This window comes from Mucilaginibacter glaciei, assembly GCF_014773245.1.
Taxonomy (GTDB): domain Bacteria; phylum Bacteroidota; class Bacteroidia; order Sphingobacteriales; family Sphingobacteriaceae; genus Mucilaginibacter; species Mucilaginibacter glaciei.
Window position 1 is genome coordinate 347,929 of record NZ_JACWMX010000002.1, and the last position, 20,672, is coordinate 368,600.

19 protein-coding genes are annotated in these 20,672 nt (G+C 43.4%); 10 read left to right on the forward strand and 9 right to left on the reverse strand.

Features of this window, described 5'->3' with window-relative positions; all coding sequences use genetic code 11:
- The first annotated feature begins 1 nt into the window (after nt 1).
- Together IDJ76_RS06290 and IDJ76_RS06295 are read left to right on the forward strand one after the other, a co-directional pair.
- Nucleotides 2-991 carry an MlaD family protein gene (locus tag IDJ76_RS06290; protein ID WP_191161860.1) on the forward strand — a complete coding sequence of 330 codons (990 nt, stop codon included), beginning with the start codon at nt 2-4 and terminating at the stop codon, nt 989-991.
- Nucleotides 992-1,280: 289 nt separating this feature from the next.
- Nucleotides 1,281-1,757, forward strand: a complete 477-nt coding sequence (locus IDJ76_RS06295; protein WP_191161863.1) for a DUF4126 family protein — start codon at nt 1,281-1,283, stop codon at nt 1,755-1,757.
- On the opposite strand, the gene IDJ76_RS06300 is transcribed toward IDJ76_RS06295, so the two are convergent.
- A complete protein-coding gene (locus IDJ76_RS06300) occupies nt 1,754-2,470 on the reverse strand; it encodes a hypothetical protein (RefSeq protein WP_191161867.1) in 717 nt (238 codons plus the stop codon). The genes IDJ76_RS06295 and IDJ76_RS06300 overlap by 4 nt on opposite strands.
- A 217-nt stretch (nt 2,471-2,687) precedes the next feature.
- On the opposite strand from IDJ76_RS06300, the gene IDJ76_RS06305 reads away from it, so the two are divergent.
- From IDJ76_RS06305 to IDJ76_RS06315, 3 genes are all read left to right on the forward strand, one after another.
- A complete protein-coding gene (locus tag IDJ76_RS06305) occupies nt 2,688-3,155 on the forward strand; it encodes an RNA polymerase sigma factor (RefSeq protein WP_191161870.1) in 468 nt (155 codons plus the stop codon).
- Nucleotides 3,155-3,655, forward strand: coding sequence for a hypothetical protein (locus tag IDJ76_RS06310; protein ID WP_191161874.1), 501 nt, complete (start codon nt 3,155-3,157; stop codon nt 3,653-3,655). Before IDJ76_RS06305 ends, IDJ76_RS06310 begins: the two co-directional genes overlap by 1 nt.
- Nucleotides 3,656-3,745: 90 nt before the next feature.
- Nucleotides 3,746-3,913, forward strand: a complete 168-nt coding sequence (locus tag IDJ76_RS06315; protein ID WP_191161877.1) for a hypothetical protein — start codon at nt 3,746-3,748, stop codon at nt 3,911-3,913.
- Here IDJ76_RS06315 and IDJ76_RS06320 read toward each other — a convergent pair.
- From IDJ76_RS06320 to IDJ76_RS06330, 3 genes are all read right to left on the reverse strand, one after another.
- Entirely contained in the window at nt 3,910-5,445 is a 1,536-nt protein-coding gene (locus IDJ76_RS06320; protein ID WP_191161881.1) for an alpha-N-arabinofuranosidase, read from the reverse strand. The two genes, IDJ76_RS06315 and IDJ76_RS06320, sit on opposite strands and share 4 nt — an antisense overlap.
- 77 nt (nt 5,446-5,522) lie before the next feature.
- Nucleotides 5,523-7,724, reverse strand: coding sequence for an ATP-binding protein (locus tag IDJ76_RS06325; RefSeq protein ID WP_191161884.1), 2,202 nt, complete (start codon nt 7,722-7,724; stop codon nt 5,523-5,525).
- Nucleotides 7,725-7,896: 172 nt separating this feature from the next.
- The gene (locus tag IDJ76_RS06330; protein ID WP_191161888.1) at nt 7,897-9,120 is read right to left on the reverse strand and encodes a multidrug effflux MFS transporter; all 1,224 of its coding nucleotides are present in this window, start codon (nt 9,118-9,120) and stop codon (nt 7,897-7,899) included.
- 110 nt (nt 9,121-9,230) lie between these two features.
- On the opposite strand from IDJ76_RS06330, the gene IDJ76_RS06335 reads away from it, so the two are divergent.
- From IDJ76_RS06335 to IDJ76_RS06345, 3 genes are all read left to right on the forward strand, one after another.
- Nucleotides 9,231-10,541: a gluconate:H+ symporter gene (locus tag IDJ76_RS06335; RefSeq protein ID WP_191161889.1), complete on the forward strand. Its 1,311-nt coding sequence runs from the start codon at nt 9,231-9,233 to the stop codon at nt 10,539-10,541.
- 9 nt (nt 10,542-10,550) lie between these two features.
- Nucleotides 10,551-11,357, forward strand: coding sequence for an alpha/beta fold hydrolase (locus IDJ76_RS06340; protein ID WP_191161891.1), 807 nt, complete (start codon nt 10,551-10,553; stop codon nt 11,355-11,357).
- 95 nt (nt 11,358-11,452) lie between these two features.
- The gene (locus IDJ76_RS06345) at nt 11,453-11,773 is read left to right on the forward strand and encodes a glycine zipper domain-containing protein (RefSeq protein ID WP_191161892.1); all 321 of its coding nucleotides are present in this window, start codon (nt 11,453-11,455) and stop codon (nt 11,771-11,773) included.
- Nucleotides 11,774-11,852: 79 nt separating this feature from the next.
- Here the strand turns inward: IDJ76_RS06345 and IDJ76_RS06350 are convergent, their stop codons facing one another.
- Nucleotides 11,853-13,706, reverse strand: coding sequence for a PAS domain-containing sensor histidine kinase (locus tag IDJ76_RS06350; protein ID WP_191161894.1), 1,854 nt, complete (start codon nt 13,704-13,706; stop codon nt 11,853-11,855).
- 204 nt (nt 13,707-13,910) lie between these two features.
- On the opposite strand from IDJ76_RS06350, the gene IDJ76_RS06355 reads away from it, so the two are divergent.
- The gene (locus IDJ76_RS06355) at nt 13,911-14,270 is read left to right on the forward strand and encodes a response regulator (RefSeq protein WP_191161896.1); all 360 of its coding nucleotides are present in this window, start codon (nt 13,911-13,913) and stop codon (nt 14,268-14,270) included.
- A 221-nt stretch (nt 14,271-14,491) separates the two neighbouring features.
- Here the strand turns inward: IDJ76_RS06355 and dnaK are convergent, their stop codons facing one another.
- Both dnaK and ispG read right to left on the reverse strand, forming a co-directional pair.
- Nucleotides 14,492-16,393: a molecular chaperone DnaK gene (gene dnaK / locus IDJ76_RS06360; RefSeq protein ID WP_191161898.1), complete on the reverse strand. Its 1,902-nt coding sequence runs from the start codon at nt 16,391-16,393 to the stop codon at nt 14,492-14,494.
- Between the two features lie 212 nt (nt 16,394-16,605).
- Nucleotides 16,606-18,651, reverse strand: coding sequence for a (E)-4-hydroxy-3-methylbut-2-enyl-diphosphate synthase (ispG, locus tag IDJ76_RS06365; RefSeq protein ID WP_191161900.1), 2,046 nt, complete (start codon nt 18,649-18,651; stop codon nt 16,606-16,608).
- A 240-nt stretch (nt 18,652-18,891) separates the two neighbouring features.
- Here ispG and IDJ76_RS06370 point away from each other — a divergent pair, with 240 nt between their 5' ends.
- Nucleotides 18,892-19,575 carry a hypothetical protein gene (locus IDJ76_RS06370; protein ID WP_191161902.1) on the forward strand — a complete coding sequence of 228 codons (684 nt, stop codon included), beginning with the start codon at nt 18,892-18,894 and terminating at the stop codon, nt 19,573-19,575.
- A 2-nt stretch (nt 19,576-19,577) separates the two neighbouring features.
- On the opposite strand, the gene IDJ76_RS06375 is transcribed toward IDJ76_RS06370, so the two are convergent.
- Nucleotides 19,578-20,432 carry an NAD(P)-dependent oxidoreductase gene (locus IDJ76_RS06375; RefSeq protein ID WP_191161904.1) on the reverse strand — a complete coding sequence of 285 codons (855 nt, stop codon included), beginning with the start codon at nt 20,430-20,432 and terminating at the stop codon, nt 19,578-19,580.
- A gap of 70 nt (nt 20,433-20,502) precedes the next feature.
- Complete coding sequence (locus IDJ76_RS06380) at nt 20,503-20,646, reverse strand: DUF2683 family protein (protein ID WP_191161906.1); 144 nt, start codon at nt 20,644-20,646, stop codon at nt 20,503-20,505.
- Between the last annotated feature and the right edge of the window lie 26 nt (nt 20,647-20,672).

Below are 20,672 nucleotides of genomic sequence, written 5' to 3' on the forward strand. Positions count from 1 at the left end.
AATGGATGCATCAGACAATAAAAAATCAATAACAGTAGGCATATTTGTGCTGCTTGGCGTAGTAGTGTTCGTGATAGGCGTACTTACACTGGGCGGGCAAAACAAAAGCTTTGTTAAAAGTATACACATCAGTTCCGTTTTCAGCGATGTGGCGGGCCTGAAAAAAGGGAACAACGTTTGGTTCTCTGGCGTAAAGGTGGGCGTTATTAAAAGCATCCACTTTACCGGCAACTCTCAGGTGGATGTGGTAATGAGCATAGAAGCGGCCTCGCAGCAATATATTCACAGCAACGCTGGCGTACGCATTAGCAGCGACGGTTTAATTGGTAATAAGATCATCGTGATTGATGGTGGCAGCCCCAGCGCTCCCATTGTACAGGATGGTGACGTTTTGCGTGCCGAAAAAGTAATGTCGACAGATGATGTACTGAAAACTTTGCAACAAAACAATCAAAACCTGCTGGCCATCACCACAGATTTTAAGACGCTGAGTAAACAAATACTGGCAGGTAAGGGTACTGTAGGTGCTTTACTGGCCGATAGTAATATGGCTATGCAATTAAAGTCGGCCATGCGTAACCTGCAGGCAACTACGCAAACGGCATCGCTTATGGCAGCGCAGTTAAATCAGTTTACCGGTAAAATGAATACCAAAGGTGGCCTTGCCGATAAGCTATTGACAGATACCGTGGCCTATGCCCGTATCCAGGAATCAGTTACTAAATTGAAAGAGGCGGCAAACAACGCTACGATACTTACTGACAACCTGAACAAGGCAAGCAACAAATTGAACAGTACAGACAATGTGCTGGGTGTTTTATTAAACGATCCTAAAAGTGCCGTTAAGGTGCAAAACACCATTAACACTTTACAGCAAAGTTCTGTTAAGCTCAATGATGACCTGGAAGCCGTACAACATAACTTTTTACTAAAAGGCTTTTTTAAGAAAAGGGAAAAAGCCAGGCAGGATAGTTTAAAAGGCAAGATGTAAAATAATTTCGTTTTGAACGATATGAAAAGCGACGGGTTAAGGCTCATCGCTTTTTTTGTTGTGAAAGACAAATTGCGTTCCGCTAAAAACGGAACGCAGCGGAACAAAATCCTAAAAAACGGAACACTTACCGGAACACCAGGCGGAACACCCTAAACACTTATAGTAAGTGATCAGCTATTACAAGCTTTCAATAAATATTGAAGGGTGAATAATTATTACGCTCATCCAATTAATCAAAACCATCATCCTGACTGCCTGTTATATTCACATTATAACAGATACTATTATGAAAAACAGCAGTATATTTTTACAGACGATAGGTTTAGGCGCGGTGGCGGGCATGAGGGCGACTATGGCACCTGCCGTGGCCAGTCATTACTTAAGCAATCACCCTGACCCTGCCTTGTCGCGTTCATCACTGCGTTTTATCCAGCTACCAGTTACCGCCATAGTAACCAAATTACTATCGGTTGCAGAAATAGCCGGCGACAAGATCCCTAACGGGCCCGACCGGATCATACTACCGCAACTATTAGCTCGGGTAGCATCCGGCGCTTTTGTTGGTGCTACCATTTTCAAGGCTAACCGCAAAAGCGTATTTGAGGGGATGATATTAGGCGGGGTTTCTGCTTTAGCCGCCACTTACGCTTCTTTTTATGCCCGCAAGTATGCTGATAAGCTACCATTTTTAAAAGAGCCCTTTAGCGGGGCGGTAGAAGACGCCGTTGCGTTGGGTACGGGCATCTCCATTTTGAAAGCTTAATTGATGATCAGCCGCTCCGGCTGCCGTTTATCCGGCGGGAGGCTCTGGTATAGTTTATAACAATCGTTAAGGTAAGTCACCAATTGGAAGCTTTTGGCCGAAAATACTTTAACGTTGGGCGTATACATTTCAATAAAATCAGCCAACTCTTCATCTTTTAAAGGTATGTATTTACCTATTATTTGCGGAGTAAAAACGGCCGTTATGCGGTCCATCATTTCATAGGTATGTTCCTGCTGCTCTAACCGGGCCTTTTTGTGCTCGTCTTTTTTCCAGTACCACATTCTGATAATGATGCCGCCTATCGGCCAACCTGTTTTCTTGTCGCGTTGTACAATAACAGACTGCCCATGATATAATGGGTCATAATAGGTATTCATTTTAGGCGCGGTGGTGGCTATAATATTTACCTGCGCCAGTTCGTTCATCTTAGGCTCTAAAAAAACTTCCTTCTCAGCCATATTGATTACCAACGAGGTGTCATTTTTGTAGGCAAAGCCTTTAAATGAAAGTATGTCACCGGCTTTTGCGGGAATATTAAAGCGACCGTTATTATCGGTAACAATAAACTGCTTAGTGTTTAGGTTGGTTACCCATACATCGGCCAACCCTATTCTTGTTTTATTTTCAAAGACACGGCCTTTTAATTTGCTCTGACCAAAAACACTATCGACACATAAAAAAATCCCTAAAAATATTATCCACCTAAGCATGGTTTAAATTTAAAAAAAGATACCTTTAAGCGTCAAACCAGCCCCGGTATTTAACCAAAATTAACATTTCATTTCAGGGTTAAATATCACCCGAGAACTTTAACTAAGCGACAAGGAAAATTAATTAACTTAGGTGATTTATTATTTCACAACCATTTGTGTTAAAATAAATTTTTATAAGTACTTTTGAATAACTGATTTAACAAAAAACTGACCCTTGAAACCACAGTTAGTAAATGCTGACACTTCATTGCAGGCAAACCTTTCAACCAAACAAGATCTTTTTAACAGGTTTGGTGGCATGTTGCTTGGCTATATCTCTGAAGTGGTAAAAAGCAGCGCGGAAGCAGAACAATATCTGATTGACATTTTTAGCCAACTACAAGCTGCAGATATACGTGATATTACCGCACCCGGCAAAAACACCTTTATTTATTTACAGTCAATGGCGCGTAAAAAACTGGCCAGCTTTGTAGCGACTGTTGATGAATGCGCAGATGTTACACCAATTGTAAACGACAATAAATTTGTAAATTTGATGGCACCGGAGCAGCAAGTGGTTTTTTGCGGGATGCACTATCACGGGAAAACCATTACCAAAATGGCTGCCGAGTTAAATAAACCCGAAGCTACGATCAAGCAATTGTTAAGAGAAGCATTCACCGTAATCAGGAGTAATAAATAATGATACAGCAACAATACATAGATAGCGGCGCTTTAGAAGCCTATGTAATGGGTTCCGCGTCCGACCAGGAGGTTAAGGAATTGCTATACATGAAGGCAACTTACCCCGAGGTTAACTTCGCACTGCAGCAACTGGAAGTAGATATGGAGCATATTGCGCAGCAAATGGCCGTTATACCTCCCGTGCGTACCTGGGGCAAGATCTCTGAAACTATCGACGAGCTGATCGTTCGCCCGGTTGATAACCCGGAGCAGTACCAGACAGATAAAGATGACCATAACTTTACTACCGGCAATCAAAACAACGGCCCCCACTATATAGAAGTAGAATCTGAATCGAATACGATGAAGATAAACAAAGTGTGGAAATGGGTTTTTGCCGCAGTGTTTGTGTTAGGCAAGATATTTTTAGGATTTGCTATTTATTTTTATCTGGAAAACAGACAAGCCCAACTACAGATAAACGATCTGAAAACCGAGCTTAGGCAATTAAAAAAATAAGCCGCTCTACCCCATTAAAAATTTTCGAATAATTAAATCAGCGTAAACTATTTGTTTGCCCAAAAGTTGTATAATCATAGACTGATTATTATGACAGCCTCCCCAAAAAAATCTTCAAAACAAAGCACGCCCGATGCAAAATCTTACACCGGGCGCGATAATTATCTGAATACCGAAATGCCCTTGAGCGAAAAGGACGAGGTAAAAAAGGCGGAAGAACGGATAGCTAAATCAACCAAGCCGCCTCGAAAGTTTTAATTTAACTCCAGCGTAACTACCGATTTTGCCGGGATGGTGGCTACCAATTTATCGCCTTCTTTTTTAGCATTCGTAAAAGCACGTAACTGCAATTTGTTAGGTTGCTGAAAAGTGTTTACGTCGGTAATATTAGCGGACGTTAACACCTGGCCTTTTACCGCGATCCATTTGATATCCTTTAATACGGTACTGATGGTTACAGCCTTGGTTAGGTTAAGGTTAACTAAAGAGATGTGCACCTTACCTGCGGCATCCTGCGATGCAGAAACATTTACAGCAGGTATGCTTTTGCCACCCACCTCGTAATCAGGCGATTTCAACTTAATATCCAGGTATTTGGCATCCTGATGCACTTTGTACATATCAAAAATATGATAAGTAGGTGTCAACAGCATTTTTTCTTTATCGGTTAAGATCAATGCCTGCAATACATTTACGGTTTGGGCAAGGGCAGCCATCTTTACCCGGTCGCTGTGGTTATTAAATATATTGAGGGTGGTTGCGGCTATCAGCGCGTCGCGCAGGCTATTTTGCTGGAACAAGAAGCCGGGGTTGGTACCCGGTTCCGGATCTGTCCATACCCCCCATTCATCAACCACCAGGGCCACTTTTTTCTTCGGATCGTATTTATCCATAATTGCCGAATGCTTACTCACCAGCTCTTCCATCTTCAGGCAGTTTACCATGGTGTTAAAATATTCCTGCTCGGTAAAGGCAGTTGCCGATCCCTTTTTACCCCAGTTGCCCGTAGGTAAAGTGTAATAATGCATAGATAGCCCCCACATCATTGAGGTTGGGATATTCTTCATACAAACCTCTGTCCAGTTATAATCATCAGCATTAGGGCCGCTGGCTATTTTCTTTAAAGGTGTGCCGGGATAATCCTTAGCGAACGAGGCATATCGTTTGAATTGGTCTGCATAAAACTCCGGGGTCATATTACCACCGCAGCCCCAGCTCTCGTTACCAACACCCCAGTAAGTAACCTTGTAGGGTTCGGGATGGCCATTTTGTTTACGCATTTGCACAACGGTACTGCTACTGTTAGAGTTAAGGTACTCCACCCATTTAGACATTTCCTCTACCGTTCCGCTGCCCACATTGCCTGCTATATACGGCTCGCAACCTAACAGCTTACTCAGCTCTAAAAACTCATGCGTACCAAAACTGTTGTCTTCGGTCACGCCGCCCCAGTTGGTGTTAACCATTCGCGGCCTTTGCGCCCTCGGGCCTATACCATCGCGCCAGTGGTACTCATCGGCAAAACAGCCGCCCGGCCAGCGCAGATTAGGGATCTTTATCTGCCTCAATGCCGCTACAATATCCAACCTTATACGGTCTTGCTTGGCTACCGGCAAATTCTTATCTACCCAAAAGCCATCATAAATGCCACGGCCAAGGTGTTCTGCAAATTGCCCGTATATGTGTTTGCTAATCGTTCTGTCTGTTGCAGTAAGTGTTAAACTGGCGTCACTTTGCGCTAAAGCGCATAAACTACAACCCAACAGCAATAAGGTTAGATATCTTCTCATAATAATAAATGTAAAATATACAATTATAAATGTAGTTAGTTTATTTATAACTGCAAATCCATTTAAAATTAAATGTTTTACGAGATGTTTACGGGTGTGCCGGTATTTATTTTTCCGGCAAGGGCTGTAGCAATCCCGTCAATGAGGTTTTTTTCGCTGAATGGTTTAAGCACAACGCCTGTCATGCCCACAGCCAGGTACCTGTCCCTGTCTTCCTTCAATACATTAGCTGTTAACGCCAATATTGGAATTGTAGCGTTTCTTTCGTTATCAATGGCCCTTATCATTTGAGTAAATTCAATGCCCCCCATTTCGGGCATTTCAATATCGGTAAGTATAATGTCGTATTTATTATCTTCAAATAGCTGCAAGGCTTCCCGGCCGTTGTAGGCAATATCGAAGGTAATCTTCCATTTTTTTAATATGGTACTTACCAGCAATACATTAAGTTTATTATCCTCTGCTATCAGAATGTGTTTGCCGGCTACTTCGGCATACGGGTCTACTTCTGCCACAACCTTCGGTTTACACGCTGCCATTGCACCTAACTCCATCGGTAGTTTAAAGCTAAATACCGATCCCTTTCCAATTTTACTGGTTACCTTTATGGTACCGCCCTGCAGCTCAACTATCTTTTTACAAATAGTGAGTCCCAGTCCCGTACCACCATAATTAGCGGCCTTTTGTGCCGATGCTACCTGCGAAAACTCATCGAAGATGAGCGGCAGATGCTCTTTATCAATCCCCAGCCCGGTATCTTTTACCTGCACGTTTAAAACGCCCTTTCCATCGGCCATATCGGTTACAAATGCATTGATGGTTACGCTGCCCACGTTAGTAAATTTTATGGCATTACCGGTAAGGTTCATGATCACCTGTTTCAGCCGGAAGTAATCACCCTTAAAACAAAGGTCCTTATCCAATTTAAGATCGGTTATCAGTTCGATGTTCTTTTTACCAGCTTGTACCTGCATACTGTTCGCTATCTCATCGATAGCATCGTAAGGTCTAAACGGTTCTTGCTCAAAGGTCATTTTCCCGGTTTCGTATTTCGAGAAATCCAGTATCTCGTTAACTACCTCCAATAACATTTTTGATGAGCTGCGGATGGCGTTGGTTTGCTCGGCCTGTGTTTCGGTGAGGTTGCTTTGCGTAAGTTGTTCAGAGAAACCGATAATCGAGTTAAGCGGCGTACGGATCTCATGGCTCATACTCGCCATAAAGCGGCTTTTTGATAGCGCGTAATTCTCTGTCATTTCCGTATAAACCACCATCTCTTTTTCATTACGAAAGATCTTCCAGATGTTATAAAATATCACCCCTACCACTACGCTAAGCAATAAAAACATCAGTCCAGATAGCTTCCTGAACTCATACATCACTGTAGCCAGGTTACTGTTTATCTCCTGTTTACTGTTGGCTATATATTGCTGCTCGGCTACCTTGTACTTTTTTAAGCTGCCGATGATCTGGTCTATCAAACGATTGTTTATCTCCAGCATTTCGCGCTCGTTCTTACGAAGCTTGTTATTCGCATCGTAAATTTTGCTGTAGTAATTATTATAGATCTGGGCCACCTTCGGTGTAGCGCGCATGGTAGTAATGGTAGTATCGGTAGTGCGCTGTACCAATATGGGGTTTTTAATGGCGGCCTGTTGCTCGTCTTTCTTTTTGTTGAAAGCCGAAAATAACCGACCGAAAAATTTCTTCCGAGGTGGTACAGGCTGGATGTTTTTTACTACCGCATTAATAGTATCGATATGCACCTGTGTTTTGATCCGCTTTACAACAGGTTGTTTTACGAAGTTGTTGTTCGCATCCCTTAAAACACCGTTAAGTTTATTGGCCGATCGCATTAAACTGTCTGTTAAATACATCAGTTTAAGATAAACATCTGTTTTCAAGGTCTTTTCGCTTACCAGGTTTCCCAGTTCGGTGTCATCTTTGGTACCGCTCGCTACTGCCCTGTTATTCGCGTTAATGGTACCAATAATGCTGTGGATATTATTTAATTGCGTTGAAAATTTATTGAAATATTTTTTGTCGGCAGTAAGGGCATACATCCTGCTGCTGTTATCCGCGCTATATAATTCAACTATACAGCTATCGATAAGGGAAGAATTTTCCCTTGCGCTGATCATTTTCTGAAAATTACTGCGCACCTTTTCTGCTTTGTTGTAGTGCAGGTAAAGGTAAAAAGCACTACCGAATAATACCACAACAAGTGATACGATAAGGCCGTAACGTAAAATGGGGATTTTCTTAACTCCAGATATCATTTGCAAACAAGGCTAAAGCGCCCACACTAATAAGATTATCAGTTGTATAGCTTTGTATTTGCAAGGATATTTACAATGTAAATGCCAAAGAACTGCACTATTCCCGTTGGTTGTGAGTTTTTGATTATTGCGATTCGCGTGTTTAAACTTTAAAAACGGCCGTTATCGTAAATTAATGTGCCACCATTTGACCCTGTTTTGAAGTTGTTTTTTGTTTGATGTTACCTTTGCCTAAAAACAGCACAACCAGCGACAGCCCTGCGGAAACCAGCATGATAGCCGCCATAGGCACAGCACTTTGCCCGGGGAATAAACTCACGCCGACAGACACAGCCGACCCGATACACATTTGAAAGGCACCCAATAAAGCTGAAGCGGTACCCGCATTCTTTTCAAAAGGCGCCAGGGCCAATGCCGATGTGTTGGGCGATAAGATGCCCACGCAACTCAGCACGCCAAATATCATAACCAGGCTACCCGCCAGGCCCAAAACGTTTTGCCACGCACCCATTAAAAACAGGGCCGAAATAATAACCATCGCCGGTACCGCTACCATTACGATCCTCTCGCTTTTAAAGTGCTTAACCAACAGGCTGTTAACTTGGCTGGCACCGATAAACCCCACAGAAAGCCCGGCGAAGATCCACCCGTAGGCTTTTGAACTTACTTTAAAAACCTCCATAAATACCAGCGGCGATGCTGATACATAAACAAACAAGCACGAAAAACCAATGCCCCCGCAAACGGCATAAGTGTAAAACTGCGGGTTTTTTATTACCGCCGCAAAACTGGTAATAATTGGCCCCGGTTTAAGGGATATACCTGCGTCGGGTTTATACTGATCGTTTAATCCAAATGCTACGGCAAAAAATATCAGGATACCCATAATAGTGAGTACGATAAAAATGGCATGCCAGCCAAATGCATCAGTAATATAGCCGCCTGCGGTTGGTGCTATCATGGGCGATGCGCCTAACACCAATATGAGCAGGGCAAATACCTTGGCGTTATCTTTTAGCGGGAACATATCGCGCACCATGGCCATAGCAGCTACACTTGCCGCGCAGCTGCCTACCGCCTGTATAAAACGCAGGCCGATCAATTGCTCGATATTAGCCGAAAAATAGCAGCCTACAGAGGCGATGATATAAACGGTTAAACCAAAATACAGCGGCTTTTTACGGCCAAATTTATCAAGCAGGGGTCCGTATAATAATTGCCCTGCAGAAATACCAATAAAGAATGTTGATAAGGATAGGGCCACTTTCTCGGTAGTGGTATGCAGGGATCTGGCAATTGCTGGGAAACCGGGCAAATACATATCGATAGAAAAAGGAGCCAACGCGGTAAGCGAGCCCAGTATTAGGATGAGGAAAAAGTAACGCTGCTTTGTCATAAGATTTGCTGCAAAGAACGCGCTTTAGATTATCTTAAAAGAAAAGGTATTGTAAAATTATGTTATTACATTAGGCGCACCTATTTATAAACCGCCGAATTTTAAATCTCATGCTGGTTATCATTTTTTGCATCATACTGCTTATACTATTGGTAAGCTGGGCCAAAGTTAACCCCTTCCTGGCATTCCTGATCGTATCTATCGCTGCGGGTTTATGCCTCGGGATTCCATTAGGTAAAATAAGTGGGTCGATACAAAAGGGCCTTGGCGATACGCTGGGTTCACTGGCCGTTATCATTTGCCTTGGTGCCATGTTGGGCAAGCTGGTTGCCAGCAGCGGTGCCGCGCAAAAAATTGCCGATGTGTTGGTAAACGCCTTTGGGATAAAATATATCCAACTGGCATTGGTGGCAGCCGCATTTATTATTGGTATCCCACTATTTTACGGGATAGGCTTTGTGCTGATGGTGCCTTTAATATTCTCGGTTACCTATAAATACAAACTTCCTGCGGTCTACATCGGGCTACCCATGCTTTCGGCACTATCTGTTACCCACGGTTTTTTACCTCCTCACCCGTCACCATCGGCACTGGTGGTGATATTTCATGCCAATATGGGGTTAACGCTTCTGTATGGATTGATCATAGCGATACCGGCAGTTATAATAGCCGGGCCGGTGTTTGCACAATTCCTTAAAAAGATCCCATCGGCACCGCTTGCTACCTTCCGTGCCGAAGAGTTACCTGCTGATAAGCTACCGGGTGCTTTCAACAGCTTTTTTACAGCTTTGCTACCAGTGCTTTTATTGGGTATTACCGCGGCATTTCCGTTCATCGGCAATGCGAAGGATGACCTTCATAAAGTAATCGCCTTTATTGGTGATCCATCTATCGTAATGCTTATCGCGCTGATTATCGGTACTTATACCCTGGGTGTTAAACAGCATAAAAGCATGGGCCATTTAAGTATTATTTATGGCGATGCTATTAAAGATATTTCCCTTATCCTACTCATCATAGGTGGCTCGGGCGCGTTTAAACAGGTGCTGACGGATAGCGGCATCAGCAATGAGATCGCTTCAGGCCTGCAATCCTTCAACTTGCAGCCTTTGTTTCTGGGCTGGCTGATAGCGGCAATTATCAGGATAAGTCTGGGCTCGGCAACGGTAGCCGGTTTAACGGCAGCGGGTATCGTATCGGCAATGGTTATCAAAGATCCAGGCATCAACCCAAACCTGATGGTATTATCTATAGGTGCAGGCAGTTTAGCCTTCTCGCACGTAAACGACTCGGGCTTTTGGCTCTATAAAGAATATTTTAACCTGACCATAAAAGACACCATTCTGTCATGGAGCCTGATGGAAACCATTGTTGCTTTTGTAGGGTTGGGTGGTGTGTTGTTGCTGAACGTGTTTATATAAATTTTTTTTATGAAAAAACTGGTAATCTTTACGCTTTTATGCCTGGTGATTTTTGGTATTTCACCTGTTTCTGCCCAAACAAAAGAAGAGGGGGCATACTTCACCTCATTCGATAATACCAGGATCTATTATGAAGTAAAAGGCGACGGTTACCCGGTTGTTTTAATCCATGGTTTTACGGGTACCAGCCAGGGTTGGAAACGGGGTAAGCTTTATGACGAATTGCTTAAACAAGGTTATAAAGTAATTATAATGGATCAGCGTGGCAACGGCAAATCTGATAAACCACATACGGACAACGCCTACGCCAATGACGCTGAAGCCAAAGACATCATGAGCTTGGTTAGCAGCCTGGGAATTAAACACTATTACGCTGCTGGGTACTCGCGCGGGTCGATCATTACATCAAGGTTAATGGTATTGGATAAACGCGTTAAAAAAGCGGTAATAGGCGGCATGGGTGCCGATTATACCAACCCCGAATGGCCGAGGCGCATCCACGCGTATAAAGCGCTCATGGGTGATACTACCATGCACGACGTGGACGACATGATGGTTTGGATCAATAAAAACCCTTTTGATAAACTGGCCCTGGCCTATCAGCAAAAATATCAGCCCAGCACCAGCCCTAAAGAATTGGCTAAAGTTAAAATTCCCGTGTTATTAATTGACGGAACGGAAGATACGACCAATGGCGATGTATCTGTTTTGCAAAAAATGATTCCGCGTTCCATCATGCAAACCGTACCCGGCGACCATAACAATGCAGAGAATAGTATACAGTTTGCTACAGCTGTTACTACATTTTTAAAGTAACCCGTTAAACCATAGGCCTTTTTAGCACTCTATGATGGTATATAATTTACGGCTTGCTATTTGTTGTAGCGAGTTTATATTTAGATACATCACAAATGAAAAAGTTAATCATATTTGGCGGCCTATTAATGGCGTTGACTACTACAGTTAACATTGACGCCCACGCCCAGGAAAGTAAAGGAATTAGTAAACAAGGTAAAGGTGCTATTATTGGCGGTGCCGGTGGCGCCGTAGTTGGTGGCTTAATTGGCAAAAATGTTGGTGGTGCCTTAATTGGCGGTGCTATTGGTGCCGGTGGCGGTTATGTGATAGGCAACGAGGCTCGCAAACGCGAAGAAAAAAGAAAACGTGCTGCTTACTTACAACGCCGTGCAAACTGGAAAAGAGCGCATCCTGGCAGAGCATATCCGTACTAAATAATAATATACAAAGAGCCGTGGTTGTTTAACCGCGGCTTTTTTTTCTTGCTATTTCAAGCGGTCTGTGCTACCCATTTTATCTCACAGGCAGTGTAAAGTAAAAAGTTGACCCGCCGCCACCTTTGCTTACCACCCCTATTTTACCCTGATGCAGGGCTATTATCTCTGCCGAAAGATACAACCCTATCCCAAAACCCGAGAAGCCTTTGGTGCTCTCATCCTCGACCCGGTAAAAGCGCTGAAAAATATTCTGTTGGTCTGACTCTTTGATGCCAATACCATTATCTGTCACTTCAACTTTAACTATATTTTTATCAGAAATAAGGGTAACTATAACGTCCGTATTTTTTGGTGAATATTTAACCGCGTTATTTATAAAATTGCTTATCACTTGCCCTATTTTTTCACGGTCGGCAGTAATTGAAAGTGCAGCTGTGTTATCAAATAAAATACAATGCCCCTGAGATATCGGCCGGGCGTCGCTCACAACCTCCTCCACCAAGGCTGCAAGGTCAAATACTTCTGCTTTCAGCGTTAACTTGGCCGATTCAAGCTTAGCCAGATCCAGGAAACCGTAAATAAGGTTGGTCATTTTATTAACCTGGCTTTCAGATTTTTCTAACGCGTTCACCACAAAGCTATCGCCACTGCGTTTAGCATTCACCAGCAGCAATTGTATATACGCTTTAAGTGAGGTTAGCGGCGTTTTTAGCTCATGGCTGGCCATCGCAACAAAATCATTCTTCCGTAACTCATTTTGCTTGGTTTCGGTTATATCCACTATAGCACCAATCAGCCGAACAGGTTCATTCTGATCGTTAAAAAGTATTTTACCTTTAGCCCGTATCCACCTTAACTTTTTATCCTCTATACCGATGGTACGGTAATAAGCATCATAGTCGCCGTTACTCAACTTTTTGTTGCAAGCTCTGTTAAAGGCCTTATCAATTATCTTATGATCATCGGGGTGTACGGACTTTGCAAAGATTTGGTTATAATCGGTCATCGCGCTGTCAAACACACCAAACAGCGCTCTATGCCTTGCGTTCCATACCGAATGCATGGTTTGGAGGTCCATATCAAACGTACCCAGTTCGGCAGCGTCGGTAGCCAGCCTAAAGCTTTCCTCGCTTTTCTTAAGGCTATCCAGTATCCGCCTTTGTTCGGTAATGTCGGTAACCGTTCCCAGCATACGCAGGGGCGTTTTACTATCATCGAAATATACCTTTCCATTCGTTCGTATCCAATGCACGGTGCCATCGGGCCAAATTACGCGGGCCTCATAAAAATAAACGCTGGTGGCCAATGCCTTGTCGAAGGCCTTTGTAACAATATGCAAATCTGCCGGATGGACAATATCCCGCAGTTCAGTATGCCTTAGCTTTATTTTACTATTACGGCCAAATATCTCTGCTAATCTTGGTGCATGGATAATACCACCGTTTTGCAGGTCAAGGTCCCACGTGCCCAATCCCGTAGCATCGGCAGCTAAACGCAGGCGCTCTTCAGCATCTTCCATTTGCCTGCGTGCAATCACCTGGCCTGTAACTTCGGTGGCAATTACCATTATGCCACTGATAGCGCCATTAGCCTCTACAATTGCCTGGTATACAAAGTTAAAGTAGCACCGCTCACCTATTCCATTGCGGATCAGTAGGATCTTTGACTCGTAACCATAATAGGGATTCCCCGTTGTATATACATTCTGTAGCAGGTCAAAAAATGGCTGGCCTTTCAATTCGGGCAGGCCTTGTATGAGCGGTTTCCCTATAACGGCGGCAGGCTTGCCCCAAACCTCTAACATCATTTTGTTAGCCGATTCGATCACCATATCACTCCCCCTAAGCACACTAATGGCAACAGGAGCCTGCGCCATCAAATTATGAAAGCTCTGTTCATTTAAGCCGGGTGCAGCATTAGGGTTTTGCATCAACAGTTTTGTAGGAGTAATTATACAAATAATTACAAGCAAACATTTAATTTATAATATAATATATTTATGGTACTTTTGAACGTCACAGTACTCCCTAAACGGAGTATAAGCCCTACCTAATATCATTGTTGAGTTCAGCGTAAATTTATTTACACACTTTAATACCTTTCAAGGCATTTTGTAGTTTATTTAATATCTTTTATGGTAAAGCGTATTTTAGTACTGGATGACAACCAGGATATATTGGACATTGTGCACGAAACCCTCACTTATGAAAACTTTGAGGTTAAGAGTACCGGTGAAAGCATTGAGGTGATGCCCTTGGTTGAAGAATTTAACCCCGACCTGGTTATTTTAGATTTCAGAGTGGCGGGCACCAATGGCGGCGAACTTTGCCGTAAAATAAAAACCCATCCTAAATACAGCAATACTCCCGTTATTATATTTTCGGCTTATATTAATCGCGATGCTGATATTTTAGCTTATGGATGCGATGCCATTATTAACAAACCTTTCGATCTAACCGAGCTGGTTGAGAAAGTGAATAATTTGATCAGCTAAAGGAAACACATAATAAAACAAAAGAGGCGATGCTGGTTCAGCATCGCCTCTTTTGTTTTAAACCCGTCATCCCGAATTTATTTCGGGATCTCAATGGATGATTCAGATTTGCTTATTTGCCCTGCATGTAGGATGCCAAAATAAATTCGGCATGACGGCAAGGCACAAAAAGAGCCGGTGCATAAATGCACCGGCTTTATATTTAATCCTTTTAGAGATTGTTATTTTACTTCTTCGAAGTCAACATCAGTTACGTTATCGGCATTTCCTTCCGGTGCGCCGCCAGCCTGTCCTGCATCAGGGCTTGGTTGGCCACCTTCTGCAGATGCTTTATACATATCTTCTGACGCTGCTGTCCATGCTGTATTTAACTCCTCTTGTGCTGGTTCAATAGCTGCAAGGTCTTTAGATGCATAAGCAATTTTCAGTTTCTCTAAACCAGACTCGATAGCGCCTTTTTTATCGGCGGGGATCTTGTCACCGTATTCTTTCAACTGTTTTTCGGTCGAGAAGATCAGGGCATCAGCACCGTTGAGTTTTTCAACTTCTTCTTTTGCTTTTTGATCGGCATCAGCGTTAGCTTCAGCTTCATCCTTCATTTTCTTGATTTCGGCATCAGTTAAGCCAGATGAAGCTTCAATACGGATCTTTTGCTCTTTACCGGTTGCTTTATCTTTTGCAGATACATGCAAGATACCGTTAGCATCAATATCAAAGGTAACTTCTACCTGCGGCACGCCACGCGGAGCCGGTGGTATACCGTCTAAGTGGAAACGGCCTAAGGTACGGTTACCCTGCGCCATTGGGCGCTCGCCCTGTAATATGTGGATCTCTACAGACGGCTGGCTATCAGACGCGGTTGAGAAAGTTTCAGATTTTTTGGTAGGGATAGTTGTGTTTGATTCGATCAAACGGGTCATCACACCACCCATTGTTTCGATACCCATTGATAATGGGGTAACATCTAACAATAATACATCCTTAACTTCGCCGGTTAATACACCACCCTGGATAGCGGCACCAATAGCTACAACCTCGTCAGGGTTAACACCTTTTGACGGTGCCTTACCGAAGAATTTTTGAACGGCATCCTGTATAGCAGGGATACGGGTAGAACCACCTACTAAAATAACTTCGTCGATATCTGAAGTGCTGTAACCTGCATTCTTCAACGCGGTACGGCAAGGCTCGATAGTACGTTTAATCAGGCTGTCAGCTAACTGCTCAAATTTTGCACGGGTTAAAGTTTTAACCAAGTGCTTAGGCATACCGTCAACAGCGGTTACGTACGGCAGGTTGATCTCTGTTTGGGTTGAGCTTGACAATTCGATCTTAGCCTTCTCTGCAGATTCTTTTAAGCGTTGTAAAGCCATTGGGTCTTTACGCAGGTCAATACCTTCGTCGCTTTTAAATTCGTCTGCCATCCAGTCAATGATCACCTGGTCAAAGTCGTCGCCACCTAAGTGAGTATCACCATCAGTAGCTTTAACTTCAAACACGCCATCACCTAACTCCAGTACTGAGACGTCATGCGTACCACCACCACAGTCAAACACGGCAATTTTCATATCCTTGTGTGCTTTGTCCAAACCATATGCAAGGGCAGCAGCAGTAGGCTCGTTAATGATACGGCGAACTTTTAAACCTGCAATTTCACCGGCTTCTTTAGTTGCCTGGCGTTGCGCATCATTAAAATATGCCGGTACGGTAATAACCGCTTCGGTAACTTCATGGCCTAAGAAATCTTCAGCAGTTTTCTTCATTTTTTGAAGGATCATTGCAGAAATTTCTTGCGGCGTATATTTACGGTCGCCAATTTCAACGCGCGGGGTGTTATTATCACCTTTAACTACGTTGTAAGGCACACGCTCCGCCTCTTTAGTAACCTCGTTAAACTGGTTACCCATGAAGCGTTTGATAGAATAAATAGTTTTTGTAGGGTTAGTGATCGACTGGCGTTTTGCAGGATCACCTACTTTACGTTCACCGTCGTTAACAAAAGCTACAACAGATGGCGTAGTACGTTTTCCCTCGCTGTTAGCAATAACTACAGGCTCGTTACCTTCCATTACAGCTACGCAGGAGTTGGTTGTTCCTAAGTCAATTCCAATTATTTTAGACATATTATGATTGATTTTTATTATTAATATTTGCTTACCATGCCTATTTATCAATGCCTGTGCCAATATGCGTTTGGCAGAAAAATTAGCAGATACATGGCAGGAACATTACATACCGTCAGTGTGGGTTACACTGTGGTGACAGGTTGGCAGGAGTTTATTGATGAGTTGATGCAGATATTTAAGATGTATAGGTGCAATTAAGAAAGTAGAATTTACTCCGCTGGTTCTATCCAGTTACCGTCGCCTTTAATAATACCGATCAGTTCATCTAAAGCATTGGCAGAACTGATGTTTTTCTTAACTGCCTGTTGTCCACGGTAAAGGGTTACCTTATCAGTGCCTGAACCAACATAACCATAATCTGCATCGGCCATTTCGCCGGGACCGTTCACGATGCAGCCCATGATACCGATCTTTAACCCTTTCAAATGACTTGTACGGCTGCGAATCATTTGGGTGGTTACCATCAGATCGAACAGCGTGCGCCCGCAGCTTGGGCAGGATATGTATTCTGTTTTTGAAATACGGGAGCGGGTAGCCTGCAATATGCCAAAAGCGGTTGAGGTAATAATATTGGTAGCAACTTGCGGCGCATCTATCCAGATGCCGTCGCCGAATCCATCAACTAATAAAGCACCAAGATCTGTACCGGCAAATAGTTGTAAGTCCTGGGTTTTCAGTTCTAAGTCTTCTGTATCGAAAGTGTAATTACGTTTAATGATAACCGGTACCTCCAGCTCCATATTCTGTAATTTCAGGAAAAAGGCGCGCTGATCTGCCATGCCATGCAATTCATCGGTCTCCAACACAAAAACCAATGTATTGTCCAATGGGATGGATCCAAAAGCATCAGTATCCAGGTCGGCATGCTTAATGCGTACCAGATTCAGGGCCGATGTCTTGTTTTCCGCATCGATATATTCCTGCAAACCAAATACCGGGTGGCAAAGGGTTTTATGGGTTAGCTTTAACCAGGTAGCATAGTTATATAATTGCTTTAAGTTACCGGGCAGATCAAAAGAGGGCAGGCTATCGCCCAGGTAAACAAAATCTACCGATTGCTCGGCCATATTATACTTATCCAAAAGTGGGGAATAAAGGTAGCCGGCATCGCCCATCACGGCAGGGTCCTTTAGGTTAGCCCGCGAAAGATCGACTACCACCCTTGGCACCATGTGCCCGCCTATAAAAGCGTTAGCCTCGTAAGTTTCACGTTTTTTATATTCGAAAGGGGAATGTTGGTCTTGGGAATGAAAATTTATAGGCGACGATTGGGGTGCGCGGTGCGGGGAATTTCTTCCTTCGCTCTTCGTTCCATCCACTTCACTCGTCGCTACAGCTACCTTGCTCCTCGTAGTATATCTTTTTACCAGCGCGATGGCTACCGGTGCTTCGGCTTCGGGCTCTTCTGTCAGGGATACGCGGACGGTATCGCCCAGGCCGTCTTCCAGTAGTGTACCAATACCCACGGCAGATTTGATCCGACCGTCCTCGCCGTCACCGGCTTCGGTAACACCCAAATGCAGCGGGTAGTTCATGCCTTCGGCAACCATGGTTTGTACCAACAGGCGGTAGGCTTGTACCATTACCTGTGGGTTACTGCTCTTCATAGATACTACCAAGCTGTAATAGCCCAAAGTTTCGCACATGCGGATAAATTCCATAGCGCTCTCTACCATTCCCTGCGGGGTATCGCCATAACGGCTCATAATACGGTCGCTCAGTGAACCATGGTTGGTACCAATGCGCATAGCAGTACCATATTCTTTACAGATATTCACCAGCGGCGTAAACTTCTGGAAGATACGTTCCAGTTCGCCACGATACTCCAGGTCGGTATAGTCTAAAGTATCAAACTTCTTTTTATCGGCGTAGTTGCCGGGGTTTACACGTACCTTCTCTACAATACGTGCGGCTACTTCGGCAGCATTAGGGGTAAAGTGGATATCGGCAACCAGGGGCACATTATAACCGCGATGACGCAGTTGCTTTTTAATTTCGGCCAGGTTGTTTGCTTCTTTGATGCTGGGCGCAGTGATGCGTACATACTCGCAGCCTGCGTCAACCATGCGGATGGTTTGCTCTACCGTGCCAATGGTGTCCATGGTATCGGTAGTGGTCATGCTTTGAATGCGGATGGGGTTACTGCCGCCCATGGGAATATCGCCAATATTCACCTCGCGGGTAACAAAGCGCGAATATTCTGTTAAAGAATTACAGTATTGGCCGGGCAGCAACTTAATGGCATCAGCATTCATGCAGTTGAATTTAATAAGTTACAAAAATACGAAAGATGTTTGAAGGTTGGAATTTGTTTATGTTAGCAACTGGTAAACTCTTATAACGGTTTTATGCTGAGGAATGCTTTGTATTTGGTTGTTGTCATTTCCTTAATTTCCGCCTGCAAAAACAAATCTGGTAAACCCCTCGCAAATCAGACATCTTCTACCGATACCACCCAACACAAAATCAATGAACTCAAACCCATATTTCAAGGAGTGTGGGTAAAGCAGGATTATATCGACAAGATCATCAGCACCAGGTCGCCTTTACTGGCATCAGATAAAGTTATTGGTATTACCACAATGCATTTTAACACAGCGCAAATAGCTGCCGATAGTTTGGTGGCTGGCGTTAGTTATGATAATCATAACCCAGGCAGCGTAGTGTTAAGATTCAAGCCCGGAAAGAGCAATAGCGGCTTGCCCTTTGGCGAAAACGAATTGGGTTACTCAACCAAAAACCGGGATACCTCCTTATTGCTTTACCAATACTATCAAAACAAATGGGTTATAACGCCTTATGTAAAAGCCCTGCAACAATCAAGCGGCACCAACCTGCAAGAGGGTATAGCTTATCTGATCAATAAAAATCTGTTTGCTGGCAATTATACCCTTACAGACAGCTTAGGTAAACTTTCTACCGTTAAATTTAAAAATAACGGAGAAGTTACCGCCTTTTTTAATTTTAAGAAATACACGGTCGAAAACAGCTTTGATAATAAGACCCTGAACAACCTGGATCAGATCACCTTCAATATTTTTAGCTCAGATGAAAAGACATACATCTTCAAAATTGATGGTAACGACCTCAATTTGTTTGAGTCGAAAAAAGATACAAAAGCAGGCCTGCTGGTTCGAGGCAGGCTTTTGTATAAATTAGTTAGATTGAGCGATAAATAGCCCTATTTATCCAAATACTTTTTAACCGCTATTAAATCGTCATTACCAAATTCGTGCTCTGCAGCACCGAATGTTTTTAAAGCTGCTTCGCCAATTGGGGTTGATAAACCGATGTCTTTAGACAATCGCAGGTCCTTAGCGATATTTTTAAGTGAGAAAGCCGCCTTGTAATTATCAGCCAGGATAGCGTCGCCTTTAATTTTCATGTAGGGGCTGGCCAGTGCGCCATTGTTCAGAAGTTCCATCAAGGTAGCAGCCTCAATTCCGTTTTGTTTGGCTAATAGCACCGCTTCTGCTAATCCCTGCGTATGGATACTCAATAAAGTGTTGATGGCCAGTTTAGCTACATTGCCCGCGCCAACATCACCAACATGCGTTGCCATTTTGCTCATCTTATCCAATACCGGCTTAACCTGTTCAAATATTGCAGCATCGCCACCGGCCATAATAACCAGTTGCGCTGTCTCGGCCTGCTTAACGCTGCCCGATACCGGTGCATCTAAATAACGGTTCCCTTGTTCTTTACATAAAGCGGCCATTTCTTTACTGATTGACGGAGATACGGTACTCATGTTGATGATGATCTTCCCATTAACTCCGGCACTCAACAGTCCTTCTTTACCTGTGAATATTTCGTTGATCGCATTATCGTCAGTCACCATAATGATCATCACATCCGTTTGTTGAAACAACGCTGCGGGTGTTGCTGCCGTATCTGCACCTTGCTTCTTCAAGGTAGCTTCTTTATCCTTACTGCGGTTATAAACCGTTACCGGGTAACCTGCGCTAATTAATTGCTGCGACATCGGGATGCCCATTGTACCCAGGCCAATCCATCCAATTTTTGTTGTGCTCATGCTATTTAAACAAATAGAAAGCGCTATTGCTTTTGGCAATAGCGCTTATTTTTATAATCTTAAAAACTAATCAATTTTCAACTTCGGTTTCTTTTGAAGGTGATAGTTCTACTTCGTCTTTCAATTCTTCAAAAGAAATTCCGAAAGCTTTAAAAAAAACTTTTAAAGCATCTAATTTCTCCTGATTATCCGGATATGTAATAAGTCTCTTCATGCCCAAGTTTAACAAAAAAGTCGCAA

Bases quoted from the DNA above. Each gene is read 5' to 3' on its own strand.
- IDJ76_RS06290 (WP_191161860.1), top strand. From the start codon at position 2: ATGGATGCATCAGACAATAAAAAATCAATAACAGTAGGCATATTTGTG.
- IDJ76_RS06295 (WP_191161863.1), top strand. From the start codon at position 1,281: ATGAAAAACAGCAGTATATTTTTACAGACGATAGGTTTAGGCGCGGTG.
- IDJ76_RS06300 (WP_191161867.1), bottom strand. From the start codon at position 2,470: ATGCTTAGGTGGATAATATTTTTAGGGATTTTTTTATGTGTCGATAGT.
- IDJ76_RS06310 (WP_191161874.1), top strand. From the start codon at position 3,155: ATGATACAGCAACAATACATAGATAGCGGCGCTTTAGAAGCCTATGTA.
- IDJ76_RS06315 (WP_191161877.1), top strand. From the start codon at position 3,746: ATGACAGCCTCCCCAAAAAAATCTTCAAAACAAAGCACGCCCGATGCA.
- IDJ76_RS06320 (WP_191161881.1), bottom strand. From the start codon at position 5,445: ATGAGAAGATATCTAACCTTATTGCTGTTGGGTTGTAGTTTATGCGCT.
- IDJ76_RS06325 (WP_191161884.1), bottom strand. From the start codon at position 7,724: ATGATATCTGGAGTTAAGAAAATCCCCATTTTACGTTACGGCCTTATC.
- IDJ76_RS06330 (WP_191161888.1), bottom strand. From the start codon at position 9,120: ATGACAAAGCAGCGTTACTTTTTCCTCATCCTAATACTGGGCTCGCTT.
- IDJ76_RS06335 (WP_191161889.1), top strand. From the start codon at position 9,231: ATGCTGGTTATCATTTTTTGCATCATACTGCTTATACTATTGGTAAGC.
- IDJ76_RS06340 (WP_191161891.1), top strand. From the start codon at position 10,551: ATGAAAAAACTGGTAATCTTTACGCTTTTATGCCTGGTGATTTTTGGT.
- IDJ76_RS06345 (WP_191161892.1), top strand. From the start codon at position 11,453: ATGAAAAAGTTAATCATATTTGGCGGCCTATTAATGGCGTTGACTACT.
- IDJ76_RS06350 (WP_191161894.1), bottom strand. From the start codon at position 13,706: ATGCAAAACCCTAATGCTGCACCCGGCTTAAATGAACAGAGCTTTCAT.
- IDJ76_RS06355 (WP_191161896.1), top strand. From the start codon at position 13,911: ATGGTAAAGCGTATTTTAGTACTGGATGACAACCAGGATATATTGGAC.
- dnaK (WP_191161898.1), bottom strand. From the start codon at position 16,393: ATGTCTAAAATAATTGGAATTGACTTAGGAACAACCAACTCCTGCGTA.
- ispG (WP_191161900.1), bottom strand. From the start codon at position 18,651: ATGAATGCTGATGCCATTAAGTTGCTGCCCGGCCAATACTGTAATTCT.
- IDJ76_RS06375 (WP_191161904.1), bottom strand. From the start codon at position 20,432: ATGAGCACAACAAAAATTGGATGGATTGGCCTGGGTACAATGGGCATC.
- IDJ76_RS06380 (WP_191161906.1), bottom strand. From the start codon at position 20,646: ATGAAGAGACTTATTACATATCCGGATAATCAGGAGAAATTAGATGCT.